General features: G+C 52.6%; 24 protein-coding genes. 20 read left to right on the top strand and 4 right to left on the bottom strand.

Annotated elements, in window-relative coordinates:
* Positions 1 to 173: 173 nt before the first annotated feature.
* Positions 174 to 506: a DoxX family protein gene (locus CBE73_RS04270; RefSeq protein ID WP_268237125.1), complete on the bottom strand. Its 333-nt coding sequence runs from the start codon at positions 504 to 506 to the stop codon at positions 174 to 176.
* Positions 507 to 652: 146 nt separating this feature from the next.
* Here CBE73_RS04270 and CBE73_RS04265 point away from each other — a divergent pair, with 146 nt between their 5' ends.
* The 4 genes from CBE73_RS04265 (at position 653) to CBE73_RS22350 (ending at position 3,159) form a co-directional block, all read left to right on the top strand.
* A complete protein-coding gene (locus CBE73_RS04265; RefSeq protein WP_229752496.1) occupies positions 653 to 1,021 on the top strand; it encodes a winged helix-turn-helix transcriptional regulator in 369 nt (122 codons plus the stop codon).
* A gap of 362 nt (positions 1,022 to 1,383) precedes the next feature.
* A complete protein-coding gene (locus CBE73_RS04260) occupies positions 1,384 to 2,121 on the top strand; it encodes a glycosyltransferase (RefSeq protein ID WP_094096129.1) in 738 nt (245 codons plus the stop codon).
* Positions 2,096 to 2,623, top strand: a complete 528-nt coding sequence (locus CBE73_RS22355; RefSeq protein ID WP_229752497.1) for a hypothetical protein — start codon at positions 2,096 to 2,098, stop codon at positions 2,621 to 2,623. The genes CBE73_RS04260 and CBE73_RS22355 overlap by 26 nt, the downstream gene beginning before the upstream one ends.
* A gap of 53 nt (positions 2,624 to 2,676) precedes the next feature.
* Complete coding sequence (locus CBE73_RS22350) at positions 2,677 to 3,159, top strand: hypothetical protein (RefSeq protein WP_244905526.1); 483 nt, start codon at positions 2,677 to 2,679, stop codon at positions 3,157 to 3,159.
* A 185-nt stretch (positions 3,160 to 3,344) separates the two neighbouring features.
* On the opposite strand, the gene CBE73_RS22090 is transcribed toward CBE73_RS22350, so the two are convergent.
* Positions 3,345 to 3,575 (bottom strand): hypothetical protein, encoded by a 231-nt coding sequence (locus tag CBE73_RS22090; protein ID WP_094093147.1) that lies wholly within the window; start codon positions 3,573 to 3,575, stop codon positions 3,345 to 3,347.
* Between the two features lie 325 nt (positions 3,576 to 3,900).
* Here CBE73_RS22090 and CBE73_RS04245 point away from each other — a divergent pair, with 325 nt between their 5' ends.
* The 3 genes from CBE73_RS04245 (at position 3,901) to CBE73_RS04235 (ending at position 5,734) form a co-directional block, all read left to right on the top strand.
* Positions 3,901 to 4,470 carry a Uma2 family endonuclease gene (locus CBE73_RS04245; protein WP_094093146.1) on the top strand — a complete coding sequence of 190 codons (570 nt, stop codon included), beginning with the start codon at positions 3,901 to 3,903 and terminating at the stop codon, positions 4,468 to 4,470.
* A gap of 259 nt (positions 4,471 to 4,729) precedes the next feature.
* The gene (locus CBE73_RS04240) at positions 4,730 to 5,140 is read left to right on the top strand and encodes a RidA family protein (RefSeq protein ID WP_094093145.1); all 411 of its coding nucleotides are present in this window, start codon (positions 4,730 to 4,732) and stop codon (positions 5,138 to 5,140) included.
* A gap of 252 nt (positions 5,141 to 5,392) precedes the next feature.
* On the top strand, positions 5,393 to 5,734 hold the full coding sequence (locus CBE73_RS04235; RefSeq protein ID WP_094093144.1) for a DUF255 domain-containing protein: 342 nt from the start codon (positions 5,393 to 5,395) through the stop codon (positions 5,732 to 5,734).
* A 34-nt stretch (positions 5,735 to 5,768) separates the two neighbouring features.
* Here the strand turns inward: CBE73_RS04235 and CBE73_RS22085 are convergent, their stop codons facing one another.
* Both CBE73_RS22085 and CBE73_RS04230 read right to left on the bottom strand, forming a co-directional pair.
* A complete protein-coding gene (locus tag CBE73_RS22085) occupies positions 5,769 to 5,918 on the bottom strand; it encodes a hypothetical protein (RefSeq protein ID WP_174704659.1) in 150 nt (49 codons plus the stop codon).
* Between the two features lie 12 nt (positions 5,919 to 5,930).
* Positions 5,931 to 6,509: a beta-class carbonic anhydrase gene (locus CBE73_RS04230; protein WP_094093143.1), complete on the bottom strand. Its 579-nt coding sequence runs from the start codon at positions 6,507 to 6,509 to the stop codon at positions 5,931 to 5,933.
* A 226-nt stretch (positions 6,510 to 6,735) separates the two neighbouring features.
* On the opposite strand from CBE73_RS04230, the gene CBE73_RS04225 reads away from it, so the two are divergent.
* The 13 genes from CBE73_RS04225 (at position 6,736) to CBE73_RS04165 (ending at position 25,600) form a co-directional block, all read left to right on the top strand.
* Positions 6,736 to 8,253, top strand: a complete 1,518-nt coding sequence (locus CBE73_RS04225) for a carboxypeptidase M32 (RefSeq protein ID WP_094096128.1) — start codon at positions 6,736 to 6,738, stop codon at positions 8,251 to 8,253.
* Positions 8,254 to 8,537: 284 nt separating this feature from the next.
* Positions 8,538 to 9,536 carry an ABC transporter substrate-binding protein gene (locus CBE73_RS04220; protein ID WP_094093142.1) on the top strand — a complete coding sequence of 333 codons (999 nt, stop codon included), beginning with the start codon at positions 8,538 to 8,540 and terminating at the stop codon, positions 9,534 to 9,536.
* Positions 9,537 to 9,561: 25 nt separating this feature from the next.
* Positions 9,562 to 10,347 carry an ABC transporter ATP-binding protein gene (locus CBE73_RS04215; RefSeq protein WP_094093141.1) on the top strand — a complete coding sequence of 262 codons (786 nt, stop codon included), beginning with the start codon at positions 9,562 to 9,564 and terminating at the stop codon, positions 10,345 to 10,347.
* Entirely contained in the window at positions 10,344 to 11,171 is an 828-nt protein-coding gene (locus CBE73_RS04210; protein ID WP_094093140.1) for an ABC transporter permease, read from the top strand. Before CBE73_RS04215 ends, CBE73_RS04210 begins: the two co-directional genes overlap by 4 nt.
* 188 nt (positions 11,172 to 11,359) lie before the next feature.
* Positions 11,360 to 12,340 carry an aromatic acid exporter family protein gene (locus CBE73_RS04205; RefSeq protein ID WP_094093139.1) on the top strand — a complete coding sequence of 327 codons (981 nt, stop codon included), beginning with the start codon at positions 11,360 to 11,362 and terminating at the stop codon, positions 12,338 to 12,340.
* Between the two features lie 82 nt (positions 12,341 to 12,422).
* Positions 12,423 to 12,971, top strand: a complete 549-nt coding sequence (gene cotE, locus CBE73_RS04200; RefSeq protein ID WP_094093138.1) for an outer spore coat protein CotE — start codon at positions 12,423 to 12,425, stop codon at positions 12,969 to 12,971.
* A gap of 170 nt (positions 12,972 to 13,141) precedes the next feature.
* Positions 13,142 to 15,124: a putative amidoligase domain-containing protein gene (locus tag CBE73_RS04195; RefSeq protein WP_157739400.1), complete on the top strand. Its 1,983-nt coding sequence runs from the start codon at positions 13,142 to 13,144 to the stop codon at positions 15,122 to 15,124.
* A gap of 348 nt (positions 15,125 to 15,472) precedes the next feature.
* Complete coding sequence (mutS, locus tag CBE73_RS04190) at positions 15,473 to 18,406, top strand: DNA mismatch repair protein MutS (protein ID WP_094093136.1); 2,934 nt, start codon at positions 15,473 to 15,475, stop codon at positions 18,404 to 18,406.
* 120 nt (positions 18,407 to 18,526) lie between these two features.
* Positions 18,527 to 20,707, top strand: a complete 2,181-nt coding sequence (gene mutL, locus CBE73_RS04185) for a DNA mismatch repair endonuclease MutL (protein ID WP_094093135.1) — start codon at positions 18,527 to 18,529, stop codon at positions 20,705 to 20,707.
* Positions 20,708 to 20,832: 125 nt separating this feature from the next.
* On the top strand, positions 20,833 to 21,615 hold the full coding sequence (locus CBE73_RS04180; RefSeq protein ID WP_094093134.1) for a class I SAM-dependent methyltransferase: 783 nt from the start codon (positions 20,833 to 20,835) through the stop codon (positions 21,613 to 21,615).
* Positions 21,605 to 22,588 carry a tRNA (adenosine(37)-N6)-dimethylallyltransferase MiaA gene (miaA, locus tag CBE73_RS04175; RefSeq protein WP_094093133.1) on the top strand — a complete coding sequence of 328 codons (984 nt, stop codon included), beginning with the start codon at positions 21,605 to 21,607 and terminating at the stop codon, positions 22,586 to 22,588. Before CBE73_RS04180 ends, miaA begins: the two co-directional genes overlap by 11 nt.
* A 23-nt stretch (positions 22,589 to 22,611) precedes the next feature.
* Positions 22,612 to 22,845: an RNA chaperone Hfq gene (hfq, locus tag CBE73_RS04170; RefSeq protein ID WP_068695538.1), complete on the top strand. Its 234-nt coding sequence runs from the start codon at positions 22,612 to 22,614 to the stop codon at positions 22,843 to 22,845.
* Positions 22,846 to 22,972: 127 nt separating this feature from the next.
* On the top strand, positions 22,973 to 25,600 hold the full coding sequence (locus tag CBE73_RS04165) for a PBP1A family penicillin-binding protein (RefSeq protein ID WP_094093132.1): 2,628 nt from the start codon (positions 22,973 to 22,975) through the stop codon (positions 25,598 to 25,600).
* The last annotated feature ends 127 nt before the right edge of the window (positions 25,601 to 25,727 follow it).

Here is a 25,727-nt window from a genome sequence, read left to right as displayed (position 1 = left end):
CAGCTTTTTTAATCCGGTTTGATCGAACAGCGAAAATGTGTCGAAGTCACAATTCTGACACAATGGAGAGGGTTATTGTTTTTATTGCGGAGATGCCAGGTGGGAAGGAAAGCGCGGTGTAACGAAAGAGGGGACACCTGGCTTAACCAGATGTCCCCTCTTACTTTTGCCATTTAGAAAGGATGCGGTATGGAGCTTGCGTTTAACCAGATCAAGACCAAGGCGAGAAGGGCAAGAACCAAAGCCGGTACGGCTTTGCTGAAGGGTTCTTTAACCTTGATGTGGAAGAATACTGCGGCGAGCATCGTGATGCCGAGCCAAACACCGCTCCAGCCCGCGATACACGGCAGCCAGAAGCCGACGATCAGTCCGGCGACGCCAATGTATTGCACGATGGCTGTAACGATTCGGAACCACTGCGGCAGCCCCAGCTGTTTAAAAGCCTCTATTTGAGTTTTTACACCTGCGAACATGCTGCCCCCGGTCAGAAGAAACAATAAGGCCAGTAAAGCTTGTAAATGATAGAAAGTGTAGACATCTTATCCCCCTCATAGTAATTTGTAAGTGATAACCTCGAAAGGTTGATGGACCATTTGAATAAAACCGCATGCCTGATCAACATCAGGGCATAAAGACAGGAGGTGCAGAACAGATGGATCATGACATGCATGATATGGATTCCTGCCGGATTGAACAGGCTCTCGAAGTAGTCGTCGGCCGTTGGAAGGTTTCTATTTTGTTCTTGCTGTTTCTTGGCACCAAACGATTCAGCGAGCTGCAGAAGGCCATTCCCCAAATTACGAAGAAGGTGCTCACCACACAACTAAGGGAATTGGAGGAACACGACATCATCCAGCGCGTGGTCTATCCGGAGGTTCCTCCCAAAGTGGAGTACTCGATTACCGAATACGGCAAATCATTGGCCCCCGTATTAGAAGTGATTAACGAATGGGGCAATAAACACGTTGAATATATGAAATCCAGAGAGCCAAGAGAAGAGAAAGCTATCCAAGGGTCGTAGACGGCTTTTGAATGAACCGTGAACCCTTTCCGGACAGCGATCACAGCAAAATCCCTCGCTTAGACTTAGATCTTCAGGCTCAGACACCTTGTACTTCGGTGACTGCATACGTAATTATGGAGTCGAACCGTGTTTTTGGGAAGTAGTTACCTTTTTCTTTCCTGGTTACTTAGGAGTAACCCGGAAGAAAAAGCGTCAGCTTTTCTCCTTTAAGGCATAAGTGTAAACAAAAGAAATACATAGATAAAATAAGATTTAATGAGGAAATTCAAACCTATTTCTTATTATCGGCGGCCTAAACACATGAGCCGTACGCTTCCATTCAGCGGGAAATCGCCGAGCGGAGCGCCCAAATTGTGGTGATGAACCACAAGGCTATCGGTTATTTGCACCAGGCCTTTGGTATTCCTGAAGATAAAATCGTCTTCTTCCCGCACGGTACGCCGGAGCAGGGGCTCGAAAGCAGACAGTCCTTCCGGAGAAAGTTAGGCTGGGCAGACCGCAAAGTGCTGATGACGTTTGGTCTGCTGGGCCGGGGTAAAGGGATTGAGCTGATTTTGAAGGCTCTGCCGGAAATCGCCAAACAGGTGCCTAACGTGCTTTATGCGATCGTCGGACAGACTCACCCTGAGGCCAAGAAACGGGAGGGCGAGCAGTACCGCGAAGAGCTGAAAGCAATGATCAAGCAGAGCGGCATCGAGCAGAACGTGGTCATGATTGACCAGTACATGGAGGAGCAGGACCTGGTGCGCCATATTACGGCTTGTGACTTATACGTAACGCCGTATCCGGGTCTTGAACAGATCACAAGCGGAACGCTGGCTTATGCCGTCGGTCTTGGACGGCCGGTGCTGTCGACGCCTTATTGCTATGCCCAGGATCTGCTGGCGGATGAACCGGAACTGCTGATTCCGGCGGATGACGAGAAGCAGTGGGAAGAGCGGATTGTGCAGCTGATGACCAACGAGGTACTCTTGCAGGAGGTCGTCCGGAAAATGAAGCGGATCGGCCAGGAAATGCATTGGCCAAACGTCGGCCAGCAATATCTTCGTTTATTCACCGAGGTGGGCAAACATGCAGCAGCCGAACATTCGGTTTGATCATTTGATCAAAATGACGGACGATACCGGCATCCTGGAGCATGGCCTCGGCTCCTTGCCCCGCAGAAAGGAAGGCTACAGCACCGACGATCAGGCCAGGGCCCTCTGGGTCTGTTTGGAGTGGCTCGGCCGCTGCGGGGAACAGACCGATAAGCAGCTTTTATCGCTGGCTGAGAAATACCTGGCCTTTCTGCTTTGGGCCCAGGAGGAGGATGGACGGTTCTATAACAATTTTGCTTATGACCGCAGCCGGGAACCCGAGCAGCCTTCGGACGACTGCCTCGGCCGCTGTCTGTGGGCCTGCGCGCTGGCCATGACCCGGCGTCCTTCTGTCTCGATCAGCCTTGCTGCTGAGAATATTTTCTTTAAGGCGCTTGGGCAGGTCTGGAACCAACGTTATCCGCGCGGTTGGGCTTATTCGCTTGCCGCTATTGGCCTGCTTAAACGTGCTGGCTTGGCAGATGAGAAGATGATTGGACTGGCTGGTACTCCGGCCGTTTGACCGCTCTGTACCGTAAACATTCGGCTCCAGACTGGTCATGGTTCGAGCCTGAGTTGACTTACAGCAACGGTGTGCTACCTTGGGGTCTGCTCTGGGCTTATGAAATGCTGGAGCAGCCTGAGCTGCTAGGCATTGCCAGACAGAGCCTTGATTTCCTGATTGGCATTTCCCGGAATAATGCCGGGCAAATCAGCGTGGTCGGCAGCAACGGCTGGTGCCGGCCCGGCTTCCGGGCTGTATGGGATCAGCAGCCGATCGACGTCATGAAGCTGGCGCTTGCAGCGGCTAAAGCGTACGAGCTGACCGGAGAGCCGGCCTATGAAGAGACGGCCCGCAAGTGCCGGGCCTGGTTCTACGGCCATAACGACCTGGGCGCAGCCATGGTCAACGGACAGGACGGCAGCTGCTACGACGGCCTTCAGGAGCACGGCCCGAACGTGAACTGTGGGGCGGAAGCAGTCATTTCTTATTTGTTAACGGAAGCGATCTGTGGGAAGCAGGCGGAGCCAGTGCAGGAGCCGCTGCAAATGGAATGAATAATAGATAGAGGTATATCTGCTTGGGGAGAAAACGGTCAGAATCCATTTAGTGGACTTCAGAAAAAATACCTAGGCAGCAAGCAGAACTGCACTCCGATTGTTGAAGATCATCTAACAATTGGGTGCAGTTTTGTTGTCCAAATCTAATTAATAATTGATAACGCCTTCCTAGATAAATGTAATTAAGCTAAGTTTTTGAACACAACATGAAGTTTGGTAAAACTACGGGTTTTAAACCAGTAGAGAAGCTTCAAATTCTGTAATGGAATAGATAAACATAAAGTTGGGAGGGAAGTTAATTGCAACAAACCTTTTCCTGTATAAAGGGAGTAGAAATCAAGTCCAAGCCCCGTTGTAATCTCCGTAATTTCATCGATAGCATATCCCAATTGTTTAATATCCGTAGATGGCATATTGTACTCCTCCGATCGTTAGTTAAGGGTAACAACTCAACGCTAAGAAATCGTAGCGATATGTGTTATAATTTAGGGACACGCAACCAGATTTTCACAAGTATATCGAAGGAGTTTGCGACATTGGGTGATAATCCGAGCGCGTTTAAGAAGGGGCGTTCATAGACTTGATTCTGATCCAGACCTATATCCTATGATCGAACAATCCGAAGAGAATTCCAAGCAAGGCAAGTTCTATACGACAGGTGAATCATCGAATAGATTAAACAAGGTAAGTTATAGATAAGCAGTAACAGGGTGATAAATCCAAAGGAGGTAGATCCAAATGTCGAATCCGGATGAGAAGAAGCATCACACGTATCAAGATTGGTTGACATGGGATGGAACATGGGAATTAATTAATGGCAAGGCATATAACATGTCCCCGGCTCCAACAGCCCTTCACCAGTTTGTTGTAGGTGAACTGCTTTTCGCGCTTCGAACGTTCTTGCAGAACCGGAACTGCTATGTGTTTGTTGCTCCATTCGACGTGTTCTTCAGCGAGAGTGATCAATACGATACGCCTGATCATGTGACACAGCCGGATTTGTCGGTGGTGTGCTCCAAGAGTCAAATCTCCAAAAACGGCTGTCATGGCGCGCCGACAATGATTATCGAGGTGTTGTCGCCATCAACGGCACTGAAAGACTTTAATGAGAAGTTCAATCTGTATCAGAAAAATGGTGTCCAAGAATATTGGATCGTCGACCCCGGCAATCGCACGGTTCATGTGTATGCTCTGGAGGATGGCGTATATCAGGTGCGCGACTTATACACGGAGCAGGATAACGTGCGGTCGAATGTGTTCAAAGATTTTCAGATATCGCTGGGCAAGCTGTTTAACTTGGAAGCCTAATAAGCTAAAGCCGATTCCCACGGAATCGGTTTTTTTTCTGTTCCCAATATTAAGCACCTTTGCGAAACGAAGCCCGGCCTTCGTTTATAATTACGGCCTCCGTCTGCGTCTAGAAATGCATTTCGACCCGCAGCATTGTTATGCTGTCCCGCTGCTAATCCTCTAGAGAATTGGAAAATTCCTGGAAAGATTAGCCGTTCCATTTTATAGTAGAATTAGATAAGTTTAATTAAACGATTCGTACATAAGGAGATTACTAATGGAAACCAACAAATCGATCCGTTTCGCAAGACCCGAAACCATGCCGCCGACTTTTGGCTACTCTCATATTGTAGAAGTCAAAAATGCGAGAATGTTATATATCTCCGGCCAAATTGCGCTGGACCCTAATGGACAGCTTGTCGGAGAAGGTGATCTTGCCGCCCAGACGCGGCAGGTGTTTGAGAACATACGGCTCGCTTTGGAAGCGGAAGGGGCATCTTTTGCGGATGTCATTAAGCTGACCTTTTTTATGGTCGATATTTCTCGGATGGCAAGTGTACGGGAGATCAGGGATCAATACATCAACCTTAGCAATCCCCCGGCCAGCTCGGCCGTTGAGGTCAGAAGGCTCATTCGCGATGACCTGCTGATCGAGGTAGAAGCGATTGCTGCGGCGGCGATGTCATAGGAAAGCTACTGGAATCGAAGTGGACGACAAGATGCTTATTTTTAGATTTAAAAATAATCCATACACAATCACAGAACGGAGAGGTCCTTTTCAGAGGCTCTCCGTTTTTCTATTCTATTTGTTCTTTGGCAGATATGGATAACTGGCTCCGTTTCTTAACAGCTCGGCGGGCTACACGCTTAGTGTCGCACAGCTTACCTCTCTGGAAGACTTAAAGTTTTAATTAGGGCTGCCTTACTTAACAAGCATTACATGGCGATCAAAGTGGACCGCGAAGAGCGGCCGGATATCGACAATTTGTATATGGCGGTGTGCCAGACGATGACCGGGCAAGGGGGACGGCCGCTGACGGTGCTCCTGACGCCGGCCGTCCTGAACGCTTTCGCAGGCGGAATGGAAATCGTGCTCAGCAGGGCGGCGGACGATCCGCTGCTGCATGAAATGATCGCGGAGGTCCGCAACCTTTATTTGCCGGGAACGGCCGTGCTGGTGAACTACGCGGGAGCAGAAGGAGAGCAGCTGCGCAGCCTGCTGCCTCATTTGGCCGGCATGCAGCCGGTGAACGGCCAGGCGGCGGCTACCGGCAAAAGGTAAACAGCAACCAATGACCAACAGCAATCTGCTAAAGTCAACCAACAAACAGAAGCCAACAATTAACAACACCCAACAACCAACAGAAGGCAAACCTGCTGCCGATAACAGCTGCCTGCACCCACTCAGGAGATAAAAAAGCCTGCACCGCAAATGACTCAGCGGTGCAGGCTTTACTTTTGTTCAATAGTCTGCCCTATTAAAGCGCAGCTTTTTCCTCCAGCGATCCGTCTACGACAAGATCCAGCTCGCCGGTTTTGGAGTCGATGACCATGCCGTGAACCGGTACGGTGGCCGGAAGCAGCGGGTGGTTTTTAATGATGCCGACCGTTTCGATGACGCCTTCGCGTTCGGAATCAAAGCCGCGCAGCCAGTTCTCCAGCTTGATGCCGGAATGCTCCAGCGTATTCAGCACATCGTCGGAAATTCCGCGTTCCTTCATGGAGTTAATCATGCGGTCCGCATTCAGGGATGCCATGCCGCAGCCGAGGTGGCCGACTACGATCACTTCTTCAGCTCCAAGCTCGTAAATCGCAACCAGGATGCTGCGCATCACCGATCCGAAAGGGTGGGAGACAATGGCGCCGGCATTTTTAATGATTTTGGCATCGCCGTTGCGCAGATTCATTGCTCTTGGCAGCAATTCAATTAGACGCGTATCCATGCAGGTCACGATAGCCAGTTTCTTTTGCGGGAACTTATCGGTGACATAAGCTTCGTATTCTTTGTTAGCCACAAATTCTTTGTTGAAGTCTAAAATGGATTGGATTTTACTCAAGATTAATTCCTCCGTTCTATTCTGCGATTGATGTGTAACAGGGTCTGCCGAACGACGACTATGCCATAAAAGTTAAAGCTCGGAACAAATCGGGTACTAAAGGAAGAGTGCCTGATAAAAAATCATTATAAATGTGACATAGGTCACGTTCATTAGTTGATTATAGTGTTTTTAAAAAGTATCATCAATAGAGTAAGTTAATTTACCAGTGGAGGTACGCATGATTATGGAACAGGAATGGAAGCAGAAGCTTGAGCAATTCCGTGAACTGAACAAGAAAATCAAAAGCTATAACGAAGCTGTTGCGCTTATGGCCTGGGATTTGCGGACCGGAGCTCCGCGTAAAGGGGCGGCAGCCCGTGCCGAAGCACTGGGCATGTTGTCTACGGAAGCGTTTAAATTGGGTACCTCCAAGGAAATGGGAGAGCTGCTGTCCTCGCTTAACCGTCCGGAAGTGCTGGAGCAGCTGAGCGATATCGACCGCAGAACTGTACTCGACGTACAGGAAGATTATGACCGCAGCATTAAAATCCCGGCGGACAAATTTCAAAGCTATATGGTGCTTACCGCCCATTCGGAAACGTTGTGGGAAGATGCGAAAGAGAATTCCGACTTCGAGGGTTTTGAGCCGAACTTGACGCAAATCGTGGCCAAAACACAGGAATTCATTGATTACTGGGGTCCCCGCGCTACCCGTTATGATACCCTATTACATATGTACGAACCGGATCTGACCTCCGAGAAGCTGGATGAAGTGTTCGGTCGTTTGAAAGCCCGTCTTGTACCTTTGGTGGAAGCGATCCAGGCTTCGCCGAACAAACCGGATACCGAGTTCCTGAATCAATTATTTGATAAAGGCCAGCAGGAGAAATTCGGCCTGTTCCTTCTCAAGGAAATGGGCTATGACTTTGACGCCGGACGCCTCGATGAAAGCGTGCATCCGTTTATGATCGGCCTCAACACCGGTGATATCCGGGTTACAACCAACTTCATTCAGGACGATGTAACCAGCTCGATCTTCAGCTGTCTGCATGAAGGCGGTCACGCCCTTTACGAGCAAAACTTGAATCCGGAGCTTGAAGGCACGCCGCTGGCAACCGGTACCTCCATGGGCATTCATGAGTCGCAGTCCCGTTTCTGGGAGAACATGGTCGGCCGCAGCCGCGGCTTCTGGGAGCATTATTTCAAGGATCTGCAGCAGCATTTCCCGCAGCAGTTCGATAACGTAACGCCGGAACAGTTCTACCGCGCCATTAATAAAGTCGAGAACTCGCTGATCCGGATCGAAGCGGATGAACTGACCTACAATCTGCATATCATCATCCGTTATGAAATCGAGAAAATGCTCTTTAACGACAATCTGTCCGTCAAAGAGCTGCCTCGGATCTGGAACGAGAAATATGAGCAGTATCTTGGCATCGTTCCGCCGAACGACGGCGTGGGCGTGCTGCAGGACGTTCACTGGTCCGGCGGAAGCTTCGGTTACTTCCCGTCTTATTCGCTCGGCAATATGTATGCGGCGCAGTTCGCGAATACGATCCGCAAGGAAATTCCGAACTTCGACGAGCTGATTGCCAAAGGGGAATTTACGCCAATCCGCGAATGGCTGATCGAAAAAATCTACCGCTACGGCAAAAGCCGCAAGCCGGCCGAGCTGATCAAGGACATCACGGGCGAAGATTTGAACCCGGATTACCTGGCGGACTATCTGGAGAATAAATACAAAGCCATTTACGGCTTGTAAGTTTAGTTTAGAAATGCTTCATTAAACGATTTAAATAGTTTAACAATTCAAATAGGGATTCGATCCGGCAAGGAGCGAATCCAAGGGAAGACTGGAACCCGGCGTTTGCCGGGGGTTCCGGTCTTTTTTTGTGGAGATTTAGGAGACGATGCCCTCTTCAAACCGATGATTGTACAGATCGGCATGAGTCCTCTTCGGCTGCCAGGCTTTTAACCTTTTGGGCAGCCCTCGCATACAGTGAGATAAACCCAATAGAAAGCTGCACAGTGAAAGGATGGATAAGTATGAAGAAACCGCGTATCTCCGCTGCCGTCATGGCGGTGCTGGCCGCAATTCTTCTGCTGAGCGGCTGCGGCGCAAAGGACGGGAACATCAAGATCGGGGAAGTGACCCGTTCGGTCTTTTACGCCCCGCAGTATGTCGCTTTGGAGAACGGCTTTTTTAAGGATGAGGGGTTGAATGTAGAACTCCAGACAACGGCTGGAGGAGACAAGACGATGACGGCTCTGCTGGCAGGACAGATCAATGTAGCGCTGGTTGGTGCGGAAACGTCGATTTATGTGTATCAGCAGGGGGCCGAGGATCCGGTCATCAATTTTGCGGGCCTTACGGAGACGGACGGTACATTCCTGGTGGCGCGCGAGGATAAAGGAGCCTTTGACTGGGATCAGCTTAAGGGCAGTGTCTTCCTAGGGCAGCGCAAAGGCGGCATGCCGCAGATGGCCGGTGAATTTACCCTCAAAAAACACGGCATCGATCCCCACGGCGATCTGGAGCTGATCCAGAACATCGATTTTGCCAATATTACAGCGGCTTTCGCTTCCGGCACAGGCCAATATGTTCAGCTGTTTGAGCCTCAGGCTTCGATTTTTGAGAAAGAGGGCAGGGGCCACGTGGTTGCTTCCTTCGGTACGGAAAGCGGTAAACTCCCTTATACCGTGTTTATGGCCAAACAAAGCTATATTAAAGACAACCAGGAGAAGATTCAGAAATTTACAAACGCCCTGCAGAAAGCTCAAGCTTGGGTGCAGGAGCATTCACCGGAAGAAATCGCACAGGCCATTGCTCCTTACTTTAAGGATACGGACATGGACATCTTGACCAGCTCGGTAAAGCGGTATAAAGAACAAGGCACCTATGCCCAAACCCCGGCCATTACTGAAGAGCAGTGGAACAACCTGCAGGCGGTGATGGAATCGGCTGGCGAGCTGAAGGAAAAAGTCGATATAAACAATCTGGTAGATCCGTCTTTCGCCGAGAAAGCGGCGGAAGACGTCAAGTAACAGCATCCGGAAAGGAGCGTGCGGGATGACCAAACCTGTCATTGAACTGCGGGCCATCAGCCACGTTTATGTCACCGATCGGGAGGCAACATTAGCCCTGCAGGACATCAACCTGAAAGTGGAGCCCGGAGAATTTGTGAGCCTTGTAGGACCAAGCGGATGCGGCAAAACCACGCTTCTCTCTGTGATGGCTGGACTGCTGAAGCCGTCGACTGGGGAAGTGCTGCAGGACGGAAAGCCGCTCAAGGCGGGCAGCAACAAAGCCGGCTATATGCTTCAGCATGACTATTTGTTTCCTTGGCGGACGATTCTGGATAATGCTTTGATCGGCCTGGAGCTGACCAAGCAGCTGACCAAGGAGCGGATTCAGAAGGTTAAAGATTTGCTGGACGGCATGGGGCTTGGAGGGACCTGGGACTTATATCCGAGCCAACTGTCCGGCGGCATGCGTCAGCGGGTAGCGCTCGTCCGGACCTTGGCGACCGACCCGGAAGTTCTGCTGCTGGATGAGCCTTTCTCCGCACTGGATTACCAGACCAAACTTCAGCTGGAAGATTTGATCGTGGATACACTTCGTGAACGGAAGAAGACGGCGGTGCTTGTCACCCACGATTTGAGCGAAGCCATAGCCGTCAGCGATCGTGTCATCGTGCTTGCTGCCCATCCTGGCCGGATCCGCACTACCTTTGAAATTCCAAAGGAGATCCGGGAAACGGCTCCTTTCTACGCGCGGGATCAGGAAGGCTTTGCCGAGCTGTTCCATCAGGTCTGGAAGGAGCTTGAGGCCGAGAAGGAGGAGGTGCAGCCGTGAACGGAACAGAGAAAACACAAGTCTCGGGGAATTGGGTCCGTGAGGAATTTGCCCGCTACCGGAGACAAGGCAAACGGACGACAAGATGGGTTCGGACGGTTCAGCTGCTCATTCTGCTGGCGCTGATCGGTTTCTGGGAATTGGCGGGCCGGATGCGCTGGATCGACGTGCTGATCTTCAGTTATCCGTCTAAAGTATTTCATCAGATTGGCAAGGACGCCTGGAGCGGCGAGCTTTGGCCGCATATCGGTATGACGGTGTCGGAGACCGTCATCGGCTTTCTGCTGGGTACGCTGGTCGGGACGCTGCTGGCTGTCCTGATCTGGTGGTCGCCGTTCCTGTCCAGGGTGCTTGATCCTTACATGGTCGTCTTCAACAGCATGCCGAAGGTGGCGCTCGGGCCGATCTTTATCGTCATGTTCGGCGGCGGATTTACCGCTATCGTGATGACGACGCTCTCCATAACCGTCATTACGACGACCTTGGTCGTCTATACGAGCTTTAAGGAGACGGATGCGAATTATATCAAGGTTGTCCGCACCTTTGGTGGATCCAAACGGGACGTGTTCGTTAAAGTGATGCTGCCCGCTTCTTTCCCGGCAATTGTCTCCACCCTGAAGGTCAACGTGGGATTATCCTGGGTCGGCGTTATCGTCGGCGAATTCCTGGTAGCCAAGATTGGCCTCGGCTATTTGATCATCTATGGCTTCCAGGTGTTCAATTTTACGCTTGTATTTGCGAGTCTGGTCATTATTGCGGTTGTCGCTACGCTGATGTACCAGCTGGTGGTTTATCTCGAATCGATTCTGGTGAAGAGGCGTTAAGCCTCTTTGCCTTTTTTTATTTTATATAGAGCCTTAGGTTTATCTGGGCATAGTACGGCTTCCCGTAATAGAAAAAATGCATTCCATCCTATGTAACGTGGACAAGCAGCGGGGGCGGTGGAATAATGGATAATGGATAAAGGAAGAAAACGGCACAAGTATAAGGAATGGAGAGTAGGAAGGGATTTATGGGATTTCGGGTTATTAAGACAGCTATTGCGACGTTGATTGCTATTCTGGTGGCGGAAACGGCCGGCATACCGGGTGCGATGTCGGCGGGACTTCTCGCCATTTTGGGGGTGGACGTCACCAGGAAGAGAAGCCTGAGATCGGTTTCGGCGCGTTTTTTTGCATCGGTTGTAGGTCTGGTTTTATGTTTTATTTTATTCCGTTTCATCGGTTTTCAGATTTGGGTGCTTATCGTTTATATTCTGGTCGGATTCCCGCTGATCGCCAGACTTAACTTCAAGGAAGGCATTGTAACCAGCTCGGTCTGTGTCTTCCGGGTGTTTAACGGGGGCGATGTCAGCTTCCACATGTTTATCGAACAAATTTTATTGCTGGTTGTCGGTCTGGGATCGGCTATGCTTGTCAATCTGGTTTATATGCCGAAAGATGAAGATAAGCTGGCGTCGATCCGCCGGGAGGTGAATCAGCTGTTTGCCACAATTTTTAAACATATTGCCGAAACGCTGCGCAATCCCGAGGATGAATGGAACGGGAAAGAATTAATTCTGGCGGAGAACAAGATCGAAAGCGGCATTTCTCTTGCTAAACGTGGTCTGGAGAACCAGGTCATTCATACGGATGAATCCTGGGCCGTATATTTCTATATGCGCAGAGAGCATCTGGACCGGGTGGAGAGCATGATGGAGCTGATCTCTCAGGTTTATCGGAAAATGCCGCAGGCGGAGCTTGCCGCGCGTGTCTTTGACCAGCTTAGCGCCGACGTTCTTGAACCTCATTACACGGGCAAAACGGAGCAGCAGCTGCGCCAGCTCGAGAGTGACTTCAAAGGCATGGAGCTTCCAGGCACCAGGGAGGAATTTGAGATGCGGGCGGCCATTTTGCAGCTGTGCCGCGAGCTTAACGAATATTTGAATATTTCCAAACGGGATAAGAAACCGATGAGGGCCGGGGGAGAAAAGGCCTTGTCAGAAGGAAAATAACCGTGGATTAAAAATAATTGTCACCCTGGGCGACTGTCCTGCATACACATGAATTGAATGATTGTATGGAGGAGGTTCGAAAATGCCATCAAAATATCAAAGTAGAGAGATTATCACGAAGGCGATCTGCGGCAAAGGTCGTAAGTTCTCTACCGTAACACATACCGTGACTCCGCCTCACAATCCGTCAAGTATTCTGGGGGCCTGGATTATCAACCACCAATACGAAGCGGTAGCTGCGGGAGACGGAATTGAAGTTATTGGTACTTACGATGTCAACATTTGGTATTCCTATGACAAAAACTCGCAGACAGCCGTAGCAAAAGAGAAAGTATCCTATGTGGAAAATGTTCCGCTGACCTACCTGGACGGCAGACACCGTTCTTCCACTGTGGAAGTAACGGCAGAAGCCACCCAGGAGCCGAGCACCGTTGAAGCAACGGTATCCGGCGGCGGCAGCGTTCTGATCCGTGTGGAACGTGAGTTCGCAGTGGAGCTCGTCGCTGAAACGAAACTCAATGTACTCGTATTGCCTGGCGGGGATGATTACGAGGACAAAGACTTTGACTTCGGCGGAGATGACGGGGATTACGACGATTTGGACCCTGATCTTCTGGACGAAGATCTGTAAGCTAAAACTCGCCCCACTAGCACCAACAATTGATGTATGTTATGCAGCTGTGACGGCAGCGGAGAGGGCGTATGCCCTCTTTTTTTTGGTTTCTTTAGTGGATTTCAATTTTCTTAGGAGAATTTCAATTCAGAAGATAAGAGCCAGACATAGCGAAGGAGATGCCGCCGATGGGACAGCAGTCAAACCAGCCGCTTCACCTGCCAATTCAATTATATGTTGGAGAAGAACCGGAATCGGACCGATTTGCGCGCCGGCTGACAACGGAGCTGCGCCGCCTTCAAGCGGAGGCAAGGCAGGAAGGGCGGCGGTTACGGCAGGCGCACAAGCCTCAAGAATGGTCAGAAGAGCCGTTGGAGCCGGAGGCGGAGCGGCAAGGGCTGCGGCCGGAGAAAGAGCGGCTAAGTTGGGAAGAGCAGCCAGATCGGACCGAGCAGCCCAATCGGAAAGAGCAGTTAAATGGCCGTGAGCAGCAGACACGGCGGGGAGAGGCTCACGGGCAGAGGCCTGCGGTTCGCCAGGGATGGCTGGCAGCGGGGCTGAAGCCGCTGCCAGAGGGCGTAGCGCCGCTGTGGATGAACCGCGGCGCTGCAGCCTTTGCCGCGCGCTCTGCTTCTGCGGCGGCGTGGCGCCTGTCCATGGCCGGATTGGTGCCGGCCATGGAGTCCAAGCGGCGTGCGGGGTACCGCCGCCGCTTTGAAGTGACCGTCTTCGGCCTCCGTGCTGTGCATGTGGCCGAAGTGAGCGGCGTTGGCGCCGGGTGGCTCGGCGCCAACGCCCGGACGGCTGCCGGGCGTATTGCCGACGGCAGCGCCCACATAGCTGCCGGGGATACCGACGGCAGCAGCGGCACACGGACGGCTGCAGAGCATACCGCCGGCAGCCGTGCCCATATGACTGCTGGATATATCGACAGCAGCAGCTTTCACATGGCTGCAGGACACACCGCCGGCAGCAGCGGGTCCGGCTCCGGCGGCGGACGGAGAGCCGGCGTTAGTGAAGCGGAATCGCCGCTCATGGAGCCGGATTCCCCCTTGTTCCGCAGGCTGGAGAAGATGGCCATCAAGGCCTTGTATGCGCAGGGTCTGGATTTTGCGCAGGTTACGCTTGAAGCGGGGGATTCCGGCTGGGAAATCGCTGGGATCACGACATTTCCGGATTTAAGGGCTTATGAAGCCGCACGTGCTTTTGCCGAAGCGGTGCTTCAGATGGCTGAAGAATGGCGTTTGGCTGCAGAGACCGCAAATAGCTTGGAGGCTTTGCCTTCTTTGCCCTCTAACGACAATCCTTTTTCCTCCCGCGAAGCCGTATCCGGCCGGGCGGGAGAGGATCGCGCGATATCCAGCGGCCTGCTGCTCGGCATGGACCCCGAGTTTCTGCTGTTTGATCCTGCCGCCCGAAAAATCATACCGGCCTCCAGATTCCTCAGCCGGGAAGGAGTCGCCGGCTGCGACTCCGTCTGGATCAGGGGCCGCCGCCGCTTTCCGCTGGCGGAGCTGCGCCCCGATCCGGCTGGCGAGCCTGAGGCCGCCATACGCCAGCTCATGGGCGCCATGCGTGAGGCCGCCCGGCAGATCGGCGATGCGCCGCTCGCCTGGCTGGCTGGCGGCCTGCCGCAGCCGGGGCTGCCGCTCGGCGGCCACCTGCACTTCAGCGGCGTACTATTGACGCCGCAGCTGCTGCGCGCCCTGGATCACTTCCTGGCGATCCCGGCCGCGGTGCTCGAGGACAGTCGCAGCGCGTCCAGACGTCCGCGCTACGGCTGCCTCGGTGATTTCCGCCGCCAGAGCCACGGCGGCTTCGAATACCGGACGCTGCCCAGCTTCCTTGTGTCCCCGGTGGTGGCCAAAGGGACGGTCGCTTTGGCGCTGCTGGTGGCGTCCGCCTACAAGAGCGGCACGCTGCCTGAGGTCCCTCCGGAGCACGCGGCAGCGCTTAAAGCCTTTTATACGGGCGATCGTACAGCCCTCCGCCCGTTTGCCTTGCAGGCCTTGGAGCAGGCGGAGGCGCTGCCCTCTTTTTCACGCTATAAGCCCTATATAGACCCGATGTTTAAAGCGATTCGTGCAGGGCGGACTTGGGACGAAAGCGTGGACATCCGTAAAGTCTGGAAGCTTGAAGGGCATTCACCGATCATTCGGGACTTGAGTTAAGGTACAAGGCACGAAGGCACAAAGATGAAGATGCAAAGGTACAGAGGTAACAGTGGTAACAGGTGTAACAAATAGTAACAGAGGCCACAGTGTCTGCCAGAGGTACGACACAGGTATGTTGACAGTATTTTGCAATCAGAAAATATTCCACTCTAAAAGCTTTGCCCAAGCCATGTGGCCGATTCCGGCGTATTTTTGCCTTCTCCGGCATTTAGACTGCCGAGGGGTTTCGACATTTGCACGCTGAAACCTTGTCTTTCCATGTCTTTTCTCGCTGCTTAAGCGGAGCATAGGAACTGCTTTTCTGATATAATAGAGTTCTATGAATGGGCATGGAGGTAACGTCGAATGGCAAAATATACGCCGATGATTGAACAGTATTTGAGCGTGAAGGAAGAAGCGAAGGATGCTTTTCTGTTTTTCCGCTTGGGCGATTTTTATGAGATGTTTTTTGATGATGCGATTCTCGCCGCCAAAGAACTGGAGATTACGTTAACCGGCCGTGCGGGCGGTGCCGATGAGAAAATTCCAATGTGCGGCGTTCCGTACCATTCGGCCGAGAACTATATACAAAGATTGATTGAGAAAGGCTACAAGGTTGCAATCTGCGAGCAGGTTGAAGATCCTGCGGCGGCCAAAGGGGTCGTACGGAGGGAGATTGTACGGGTGGTAACACCCGGAACGGTGATGGAAGGCAAGGCGGTTTCGGAGAAAAGCAACAACTATATGGTTGCCGTAACCGAAATTGACCGGGTAATGGCGATTGCTGCCTGCGACCTTTCCACGGGCGAACTACACGTTACTTCCGCGCCAAGCAGCCAAGAATGGCTCCGCGATGAGATCGGCATTTATTCGCCGTCTGAAATTATCGGTGATGAGCGGCTTCTGACCTGGATCAAGGATCAGTCCGGCCCGCTGGGCAAACCGGTAGTTTATTCACCTCGCTCCAAGGCGCAGGATGAAGTTGGACGCAAGCAGTTTGGTGAAGCGGCCTGGATCCGGCTGGAGCCTGAACGCCGGGCTTGCGTAGCGATGCTCGTGGCTTACCTGGGAGAAACCCAGAAACGTTCGCTGGGCCAGCTCAGCAGAATATCTGCTTATGAGCCGGAGCAGTACATGATTCTCGATCCGTTTACCCGGCGGAATCTGGAGCTGGTGGAGACGGTCCGCGACCGTTCCAAGAAAGGATCGCTGCTGTATTTGCTCGACCGGACAGAGACCTCAATGGGCGCGCGTCTCCTGAGACGCTGGGTGGACAAGCCTTTGCTCTCCCGCAGCCAGGTGGAAGTGCGGCTGGAGGCCGTTGAGGAGCTGCATGGAGCTTTCATGCTGCGTGAGGATCTGAAGGAGAAGCTGAAGGGCATTTACGATTTGGAGCGGCTGGTAGGCCGTATTGCGTTCGGAACGGCCAATGGCCGGGACTTGAACGCGCTCAAAATGTCTTTGCTGCAAATTCCAGAGCTCAAGGAGCTCTGCTCGGGTTCGGCTTCGGCGACATTGGGCCGCATTGCTTCCGGCATGGACGATTGCGGGGATCTGGCTTCGCTGATTGAAGAAGCGATTGCCGACGAACCGCCCGTTTCCGTCCGTGACGGGGGATTGATCCGCCCCGGGTTCAATGAGAAGCTGGACGAGCTCCGGGAAGCATCTAAGAACGGCAAGCGCTGGATCGCCGATCTGGAAGCGGCGGAACGCCAGGCAACGGGCATTAAATCTTTAAAGGTCGGCTATAACAAAGTGTTTGGTTATTATATAGAAATTACGAAATCAAATCTGACCTCGCTACCTGAGGGGCGTTACGAACGCAAGCAGACGCTGGCGAACGCGGAAAGGTTTGTAACACCAGAGCTTAAGGAGCGGGAGTCGCTTATCCTGGAGGCCGAAGACCGGATGCTGGATCTGGAATACGGCCTGTTCTCGGACGTGCGCGATCAGCTTAGCGCCAACATTCCCCGTCTGCAGCGTTTGGCTGAAGCCGTCGCGGAAATCGACGTGCTTAGGTCCTTGGCTGCAGTGAGCGCGGAATCCGGCTTCGTGAAGCCTGTGCTGACGGACGGTTATGATTTTATCGTCGAGAATGGCAGACATCCGGTTGTGGAGACCGTGATGGAAGGCAGCTCCTTCATCGCGAACGGAACCAATCTGAAGCGGGATGCCAGCATTCTGCTGATTACAGGTCCGAATATGGCCGGAAAAAGCACCTATATGCGTCAGGTGGCGCTGATTTCGATCATGGCGCAGATTGGCTGCTTTGTTCCGGCGGCACGGGCGGAGATCCCGATGGTGGACCGGATCTTCACACGAATCGGAGCTGCCGATGATCTGATTGGCGGGCAAAGTACTTTTATGGTCGAAATGGCCGATATCCAGGTTATGACGGAAAAGGCTACCCCGCGCAGCTTGATCATTATCGACGAGCTTGGACGCGGCACTTCTACAACTGAAGGCATTGCCATAGCTCAGGCCGTGATCGAATACGTACATGATGTCATCGGCTGTAAGGCGCTCGTATCGACCCATTTCCACGAGCTTGCTCATCTGGAATCCGGCTTATCCGGGCTCCGCAACTATTCGATGGCGGTTCAGGAGAGCGGAGATAAAGTCCATTTCCTGCGCAAACTCGTTCCCGGGGCGGCTAGCACAAGTTATGGTATATACTGCGCCAAGCTGGCCGGGCTCCCTGCGGCGATCACGGACCGGGCTTCAAGCCTGCTGGATGACTTGGAAAAAGCTTCGGTTTTGGAGGCCGGCTTCACGGCCGGTGAAGGCTCTTACAGCGAGAGAGGACAAGCAGGAGAACGGGCAGGCCGTCATGTCGTTCATGATGATGTTCATGACGTCCGTGAACGTCAACCTGAGCTTGCAGGCGGCTGGGAGGAATCCGGCGGCGGAGGGCTAACCCTTTCCGGGATCAGACTGCCGGGCTCCGGCGGGTTAGAGCCGCAGCATGAAGGAGCTGAGTCCGGAGCATCTGCTTTAGCTGAAGCCTCTGCTTCAGCAGAGACTGCGGTTCAAGCTGCTCCTGAATCTGCTTCTCAAGCTGCCGTGGGTTCAGCAACCGCCGAATCGGCCCCGGCTGCCGGACAGGATGTCGTGCAGCTCTCCATCTTTGGAGATGAGCAGGCGGAATCGCCGGTTTCAAGCTCACCTGCTTCGGTCAAAGAAGAAGCGAAGCTCCGCGGGCTGGTGAAGCAGCTCAAGCAGGCCGACATCATGAACATGACGCCGCTGCAGGCGATGGGGCTGCTGAATGAACTTAAAATGAAAGCTAAAGACTTGTAAGTCTGGCGGGTATATTTTTGGCAAGTAACTTATTGCAGTTAAGTTATTGCAGTCAACTTATTACTGGCAAATTATGAATACGTTGTAAACCGGATTTGACTTGCGGAGGTGAAGATTGTAATGGGGAAAATACAAGTACTGGACGAGCATATTGCCAACCAGATCGCCGCTGGCGAAGTGGTCGAGCGTCCTGCGTCCGTTATCAAAGAGTTGATTGAGAACTCCATAGATGCTGGGGCGACAAAGATTGAGGTCAGCGTCGAGGAAGGCGGGCTGGACAGCATCCGGATTACCGATAATGGTTCGGGGATCGATCCGGAGGATTGCGAGACGGCCTTTTACCGCCATGCTACCAGCAAGCTGAGCAGCAGCCGTGATCTGTACCAGATCCGGACGTTAGGTTTCCGGGGGGAGGCGCTGCCGAGTATTGCGGCGGTAGCCAAGGTTAAATTGCTTACCGCCAACAGTGACAGCGGGCTTGGCCGGCAGGTGGTGATTGAAGGCGGCAGCCTGAAATCTGCTGAAGACGCCCCGGCACCGCAGGGAACGGATATAACGGTGAAGGAATTATTTTACAACACTCCGGCAAGGCTGAAATATATGAAGACGATTCAAACCGAGCTGGGGCATATTTCGGACGTTGTTTACCGGCAGGCGCTGGCTCACCCGGAGATCGGCTTTGTGCTGCGGCATAACGCAAACCTGCTGCTTCAGACGCAGGGAAATGGAGATTTGCTGCAGGTTATTGCCTCTATTTACGGGAATAATGCGGCCAAAAGCATGCTAAGCATCTCCGCCGAAGATCCCGACTACAAAATTACCGGATATATCGGGCGTCCCGAGCTGACCAGATCCAACCGGGCGGGCATGTCGACCATTGTAAATGGCCGGTTTATTCGCAATCCGGCTTTGCAGCAGGCGATCATGCGGGCTTACCATACCCTTTTGCCTATTGGACGGTATCCGCTCCTGGTGCTGGAGCTTCAAATGCATCCTTCACTGGTAGACGTCAATGTGCATCCGGCCAAGCTGGAAGTAAGGTTCAGCAAAGAGGCTGAGCTGACCGCTTTTGTCGAAGCAGCCATTAAAGAGACGTTGTCTCAAGAGGTGCTGATTCCACAGGTCGTCAAACAGAAGATCAGCAGAGGCAGCAGCAGCTCCATCATTCAGGAGCAGTTCCATTTCTCGGCCCCTCCTGCACAGCCTTTGGATGTAACAGCGGGGGCTGGAACCGGGATTCTGAATGGAACTGGACAGGCTGACAACAACGCTGTGAAGCGGGCTGGTTTCGATCCTCAAGGAGATCCGAAGGAAGCCAAGCCTTCCGAACAGCAAATTGGATCTGCAGAATCGGTGACACAGGCATCCGGTTTATCCGGAGAAGCGGCTCAAGCCGGTGCGCCGCAAGCGGAAACTGGTTTGTATGCGGAGAGCGATCCGCCGGTCCGCACCGGCGAGCTTGTACGTGAGCAAGCAGCGGCAGCACGGCCTTATGCCGATTATTCAGGCACAGGGGCCGGTTCAAGCCAACTGGACGCCTCAGGCCGTATAGGGCGGCCGGATTCGGGGGCCGCTGCGCGGCCTGCGGCTGGAGCGGCCCAGAACCGGGGAACAGGCGGAGGGGGAGCAGGCTTTGCCAGTTCCATGAATCGAAATGCCGCTGTTCCGGCTTCAGCCGGTCGGCTGTATGAATCCCCTGCAGAATCGGCGGGGCTGCCGGCCTTCCCGGAGCTGACCTATATCGGACAGCATCATGGCACCTACTTGATAGCCAACAACGATACGGGGCTATATTTGATTGACCAGCATGCGGCTCACGAACGGGTCAATTATGAATATTTCTATGAGAAGTTTGGAGCGCCTGCTGATGCTTCGCAGGAGCTGCTTCTGCCGATTACGGTTGAGTTTACGCCGTCTGAAAGCGCCAAGCTGAAAGAAAGACTGCATTGGTTTGAGCAGGTCGGCGTTGTGCTGGAGCATTTTGGCGGCCAGACCTTCCGTGTCGTTTCTCTGCCGTATTGGTTTCCGCAGGGCGAAGAAGCTGCTCTTGTGGAAGAAATGGCCGAATGGGTGCTGAACGAACGTACGATTGATTTGGCTAAGCTGAGAGAGAAATCTTCGATCCTCGTCTCCTGCAAAGCTTCGATCAAAGCCAACCAGAAGCTCACAGAGGATGAAGCGAACACGCTGCTCAAGCGGCTTGCTGCTTGCCGTCAGCCTTATACGTGCCCGCACGGCCGGCCGATTGTAGTCTCCTTCACCAGCTATGATCTGGAGAAGCTGTTCAAGCGAGTTATGTGATTAGCTAAGCGAGCTAAATAATTTTTCAAGTTAGTATGTAAATGACCAAGCGAGTAATGTAAATTGAGCAATTTGAATGTTTTTAATTATGGATTGACTGAGTGTTGCAACTGGAGGGTATCATTTTGATAATTACAACCGGAGAGCATGAATCTCCGAAGACGGTAATGCGAGCCAAGGAGCTGGCAGAAGCTGAACAAGGGGCTTTATATGTCCGCAGATCAGGCCGTTCGCTGGACGAGCTAAGAGCCCGCTGCGGAGATAAGGACATCCTGGTTATACTGGAGAACGGGGTCAGGCTGGCCGGAGAAGCGGAGCGGCCGATGGACTTTCACCCCAGCATGTCCTACGTCCGCGCCAAGCGGGTGCTCAAAGGCGAGAAGGATTTGATGCTTGAGGCCGCCTGTGTTGCGCTGGGCGATGTCATCGTCGATTGTACGGCGGGTCTTGGAGCCGATGCGATGATGTTCGCGGTGGGTACAGGCGATCAGGGACGTGTAATCGCACTGGAAAGCTCTTTTCCCCTGTATATGCTGCTCAAAGAAGGGCTGCGGACCTACCGGGCCAAGGTCGAAGCGTTTAACGAAGCGCTGAAGCGGATCGAGGTCCGCCATACAGATCATCTGGCAGGTCTCAAGGCGCTACCGGACAAGAGTGCGGACATCGTCTATTTTGATCCGATGTTCCGGGATCCGACGCTGGAGTCGTCCTCAATCTCCCCGCTCAGAGCGTATGCCAATGGCGAACCGTTGTCGCACGCTGCGATAGAGGAAGCAAGACGGGTGGCCCGCAAGACGGTTGTGCTGAAGGAGAAAAGGGACAGCGGCGAATTTGAACGTCTCGGATTTGCCATCCCGGAGCGAAACCGCACCAAAATTACGTACGGAGTGATGCATCTTGACCGCTGAATCAGGCTTACATAAACCTAATCTGCTTGTGCTGGTCGGCCCTACGGCGGTCGGGAAAACAAATCTAAGCATTGAGCTTGCCAAATCTTTTTCGTGTGAGATTATTTCCGGCGATTCAATGCAGGTTTACCGTGGTATGGATATTGGGACAGCTAAAATTAGCGAGCAAGAAATGGAGGGGGTTCCCCATCATCTGATCGACGTGCTGGAGCCGGATGATGCCTTCTCTGTAGCCCGCTTTCAAAGCGCCTGTGCGGAGTTGATTCCGGCGATTACATCCCGGGGCAATCTGCCGTTTATCGTTGGCGGGACCGGCTTGTACGTGGAATCCGTATGCTACGAATATCAGTTCTCGGAAGCCGAAGCGGATGAAGCTTTCAGGCAGGAGCAGCAGCGGTTTGCCGATGAGCATGGAACGGAAGCGCTGCATGTGAAATTAGCCGCCGTGGACCCGGCATCAGCTGCCAAGCTGCACCCGAATGATGTAAGACGGGTGATCCGGGCTTTGGAAATCTATCATCTGACCGGGCAGACGTTGTCCAGCCAGCTGGCCGGCCAGCAGAAAATTTCCCCTTATCATTTATGCATCATCGGTTTGACAATGGACCGTCAATTGCTATATAAACGAATTGAGGAACGGATCGACCTGATGCTTGAACAAGGTTTGGTGGAAGAGGTACAGTCGCTGCTTGACAAAGGCTATTCACGGGACTTAGTGTCCCTGCAAGGGCTCGGTTATAAGGAGATTGCCGAGCATCTTCTGGATGGATTGCCTCTGGAAGAAGCCGTTATCAAATTGAAGCGGGATACCCGTCATTTTGCCAAACGCCAGTTGTCCTGGTTTCGCCACATGAAGGACATTCACTGGATCGATGTGACGCAGGGTGAAAACTTTCCGGACCATTTGGCCGAGATCCGTGCTATAATAGCAGGAAAGTTCGGGATTCCTCTTGAATATATCAACAAACACTAATTGATCCTATTGGGGGTACGGTAATGAACAAGTCCATAAACATCCAAGATACGTTCTTGAACCAATTGCGCAAAGAGAGCATCCCGGTTACTGTCTTTTTGACTAACGGTTTCCAAATCAGAGGAACAGTTAAAGCGTTTGACAGCTTTACGATTGTCATCGACAGCGATGGCCGTCAGCAAATGGTGTACAAGCATGCCATTTCTACATTCCAGCCGCAGCGCAACGTTTCGTTGATGCAGGAGCAGGAAGGCTAAACCGCGTTTGAAACTTTTTCATTTCCATAACGTTAATATTATAGCGCCTCGGAATAGAGCAACCTGCCAGGGTTGTTCTTTTCTTTGGGCAGGAAATAAGTTTTGCACGGAAGGGAGTCATTAAGTTATGCCGACAGACAGACCGTCGAGAATGGAACGGAACCATAAGAAGCCGGACAAAATGTCGGATCAGCCGAAGGGCAAGAAGAAAAAGAAACGCCTGAACGGCAGAATGATTTTTTGGACGGCGTTTTTCACTATAGCAGTAGCCGTGATATGCGGAATTATTGGTTATCTGTTCATTACGGTTAACGGCGAGAAGCTTTTGGATGCGAATAGAGATAAGCTTGTGGTCAACGGACCGACCCAGGTATTTGACCGCAGCGGGAAATTAATGGGCGAATTGTCCGTTGAGACCAGCGATCCGGTCGAAAGCCAGGATATTCCGAAGCTGCTTAAGATGGCCTTTGTGGCTACAGAGGATAAACGGTTTTATGAACACAGCGGCGTAGACTTCTGGTCGATCGGCCGCGCGGCCGTTAAAGACGTTGTGGCACGCAGCATGGTGGAAGGCGGAAGTACGATTACCCAGCAGCTGGCCAAAAATATTTTTCTGACCCGGGACAAAACGTTCTTCCGGAAAGCGACTGAAATGTCGATTGCGATGGCGCTTGAGCGGCAGCTTTCCAAGGATGAAATCCTGACAATGTATTTGAACCGGATCAATTTCGGGGGGACAACGTACGGCATTAAAGCCGCGTCCGAGAAATATTTCGGAATTTCCGATCTGAACAAACTTGAAATTTGGCAGATGGCCACCCTGGCTGCGATGCCGAAGGGACCGTCGGCTTATAATCCGCTCCGTCATCCGGAAGCATCGACGGCCCGCCGGGCGGTTGTGCTGGATTTGATGTATGAGCAGGGGCTGATTACCGCCGAACAGCGGGATCAGGCCAAAACCGTGGTTTATGATTATCAGCCGCCAGCCCAGCAGCAGAAATATCCGGCATTTATTGACTATGTGATGGATGAAGCCGAAGACGTGATGCCGGATCTTACCGAAGATGATCTGGTGCGCGGCGGGTATAAAATTTATACCACAATGGATGCCCAAGCCCAGAAGGCAGTAGAGAAGGCTTTTGCCGATGACGATCTGTTTGAGAAAAGTGTTGATGATCAGCCGGTTCAAGCGGCTATGATGATCATGAACCATGAGAATGGCAGCATTTTGGCCTTGCTCGGCGGACGTGACTACGAACGCAAAGGCTTCAGCCGTATTAACAGCCGCAGACAGCCGGGTTCGGCGTTTAAACCTATTGTTGCTTATGCTCCTGCTTTGGAGAGCGGCAAGTTTACGATGGATTCCGAGCTCAGCAATGAGAAGCAGTGTTTCAGCGATTATTGTCCAACCAATCTGCACGGATATTCCAAGACCATCGGGATGACCGAAGCGATTACGAAATCGGAAAATATCCCTGCCGTATGGTTGCTGAACCAGATCGGTGTCAAGACGGGAATTTCTTATGCGGAGAAGATGGGAATCAAGCTAGATAAAAATGATAACAACCTGGCCATTGCTCTTGGCGGTTTGACTCAAGGAACCACAGTCAAAGAGATGGCTGCCGCCTACAGTGTATTTGGCAATGAAGGTCGTTACAACGACCCTTATTCCATTAAACAGGTGGTTAATCAGGAAGGAACGGTTGTGTACCAGCATGGCAATCCGGAGCAGAAGAAAGTGCTTAGCTCCGATACGGCTTATTACATGACCAAAATGATGCAGGACGTTATTTCGGATGGTACGGGTAAAAACGCCAAACTCGGCGACCGGCCGCTCGCCGGTAAAACCGGTACAACGCAAAGCGGCATCTCCGGCAGCAGCCGAAACCGGGACGCCTGGTTCGTCGGCTATACGCCGGAATGGACGGCGGCCGTCTGGATGGGCTATGACAAGCCGGATAAGAATCACCTGCTGAAAGGCAGCAGCGGCGAGGCTGCCAAGCTGTTCAGCACGGTTATGAAAGAAGCGCTTGAAGGCGTGCCGATTAAGGATTTCGAGGCGCCGGATAATTTAACGCAGTCTACTCCGGAACCATCAGAAAGCGCTCCGCAGGGCATTACTGATCTGAGCGGGTCTTACGACAATTCCACGGGAACTGTCAAACTCAGCTGGAGCCCAGCTGCAGAGCAGGCAGACGGAGGAGAGTACCGTATTTACCGTAAGGCCTCGGAGGAGCAGGATTTCTCTCTGCTGATGAGCGTGCTTACGACGGATGCCGAAGATTTGAGCGTAGTGCCTGGAACGACTTATCAATATTATGTAACTTATTATGATAAGAACAGTGATCAGGAAAGCGAAGCTTCCAATAAAGTAGAAGTTGATGTGCCGAAGGAAGAGCTGCCAGCTTCTGAGGAACCAAGTCCTGATGAAAGTGCTCCGGATGAGAGCGGCTGGCCGGGACAGCCGTCAGACGGCGAATTTACGCCTCCGCCAGTGCAGTCTGGAGAACCTGGTCAAACGGATAATGGCGGAAACGAGGAGCAGGGCGAAGATCAAGGTCAGGCTGAGCCTCCTGCTACGAACACGCCTGGACGCGGCGGCGGAAGAGGGAATCCTTCTTTCGAACCGGGGCAAGGCAGTGGCCAGGATAATGGACTGAGCGGACAGGGAACCGGGATGCCGGTTAACCCGGACCAAGGCACAGCTACAGGAACAGCCACAGGCTCGGTTTCGGATCCACCTGGGAATCCATAAACCTGCAAAGCTGCAGCTTGTTGATTGGCCGTTCGTGAGGCGCCTTTTTGAATGCGGGCGCGCAGTCTATAGTAACAAGCAGGGGCTTCGTGTCCCTGCTTGTTTTTTATAAATGAATTAAGATACA

Source organism: Paenibacillus physcomitrellae, assembly GCF_002240225.1.
GTDB classification, from domain to species: Bacteria; Bacillota; Bacilli; order Paenibacillales; family Paenibacillaceae; genus Fontibacillus; species Fontibacillus physcomitrellae.
Note: the sequence above shows the minus strand (reverse complement) of the source record. Positions and strands in the feature narration are given on the sequence as shown.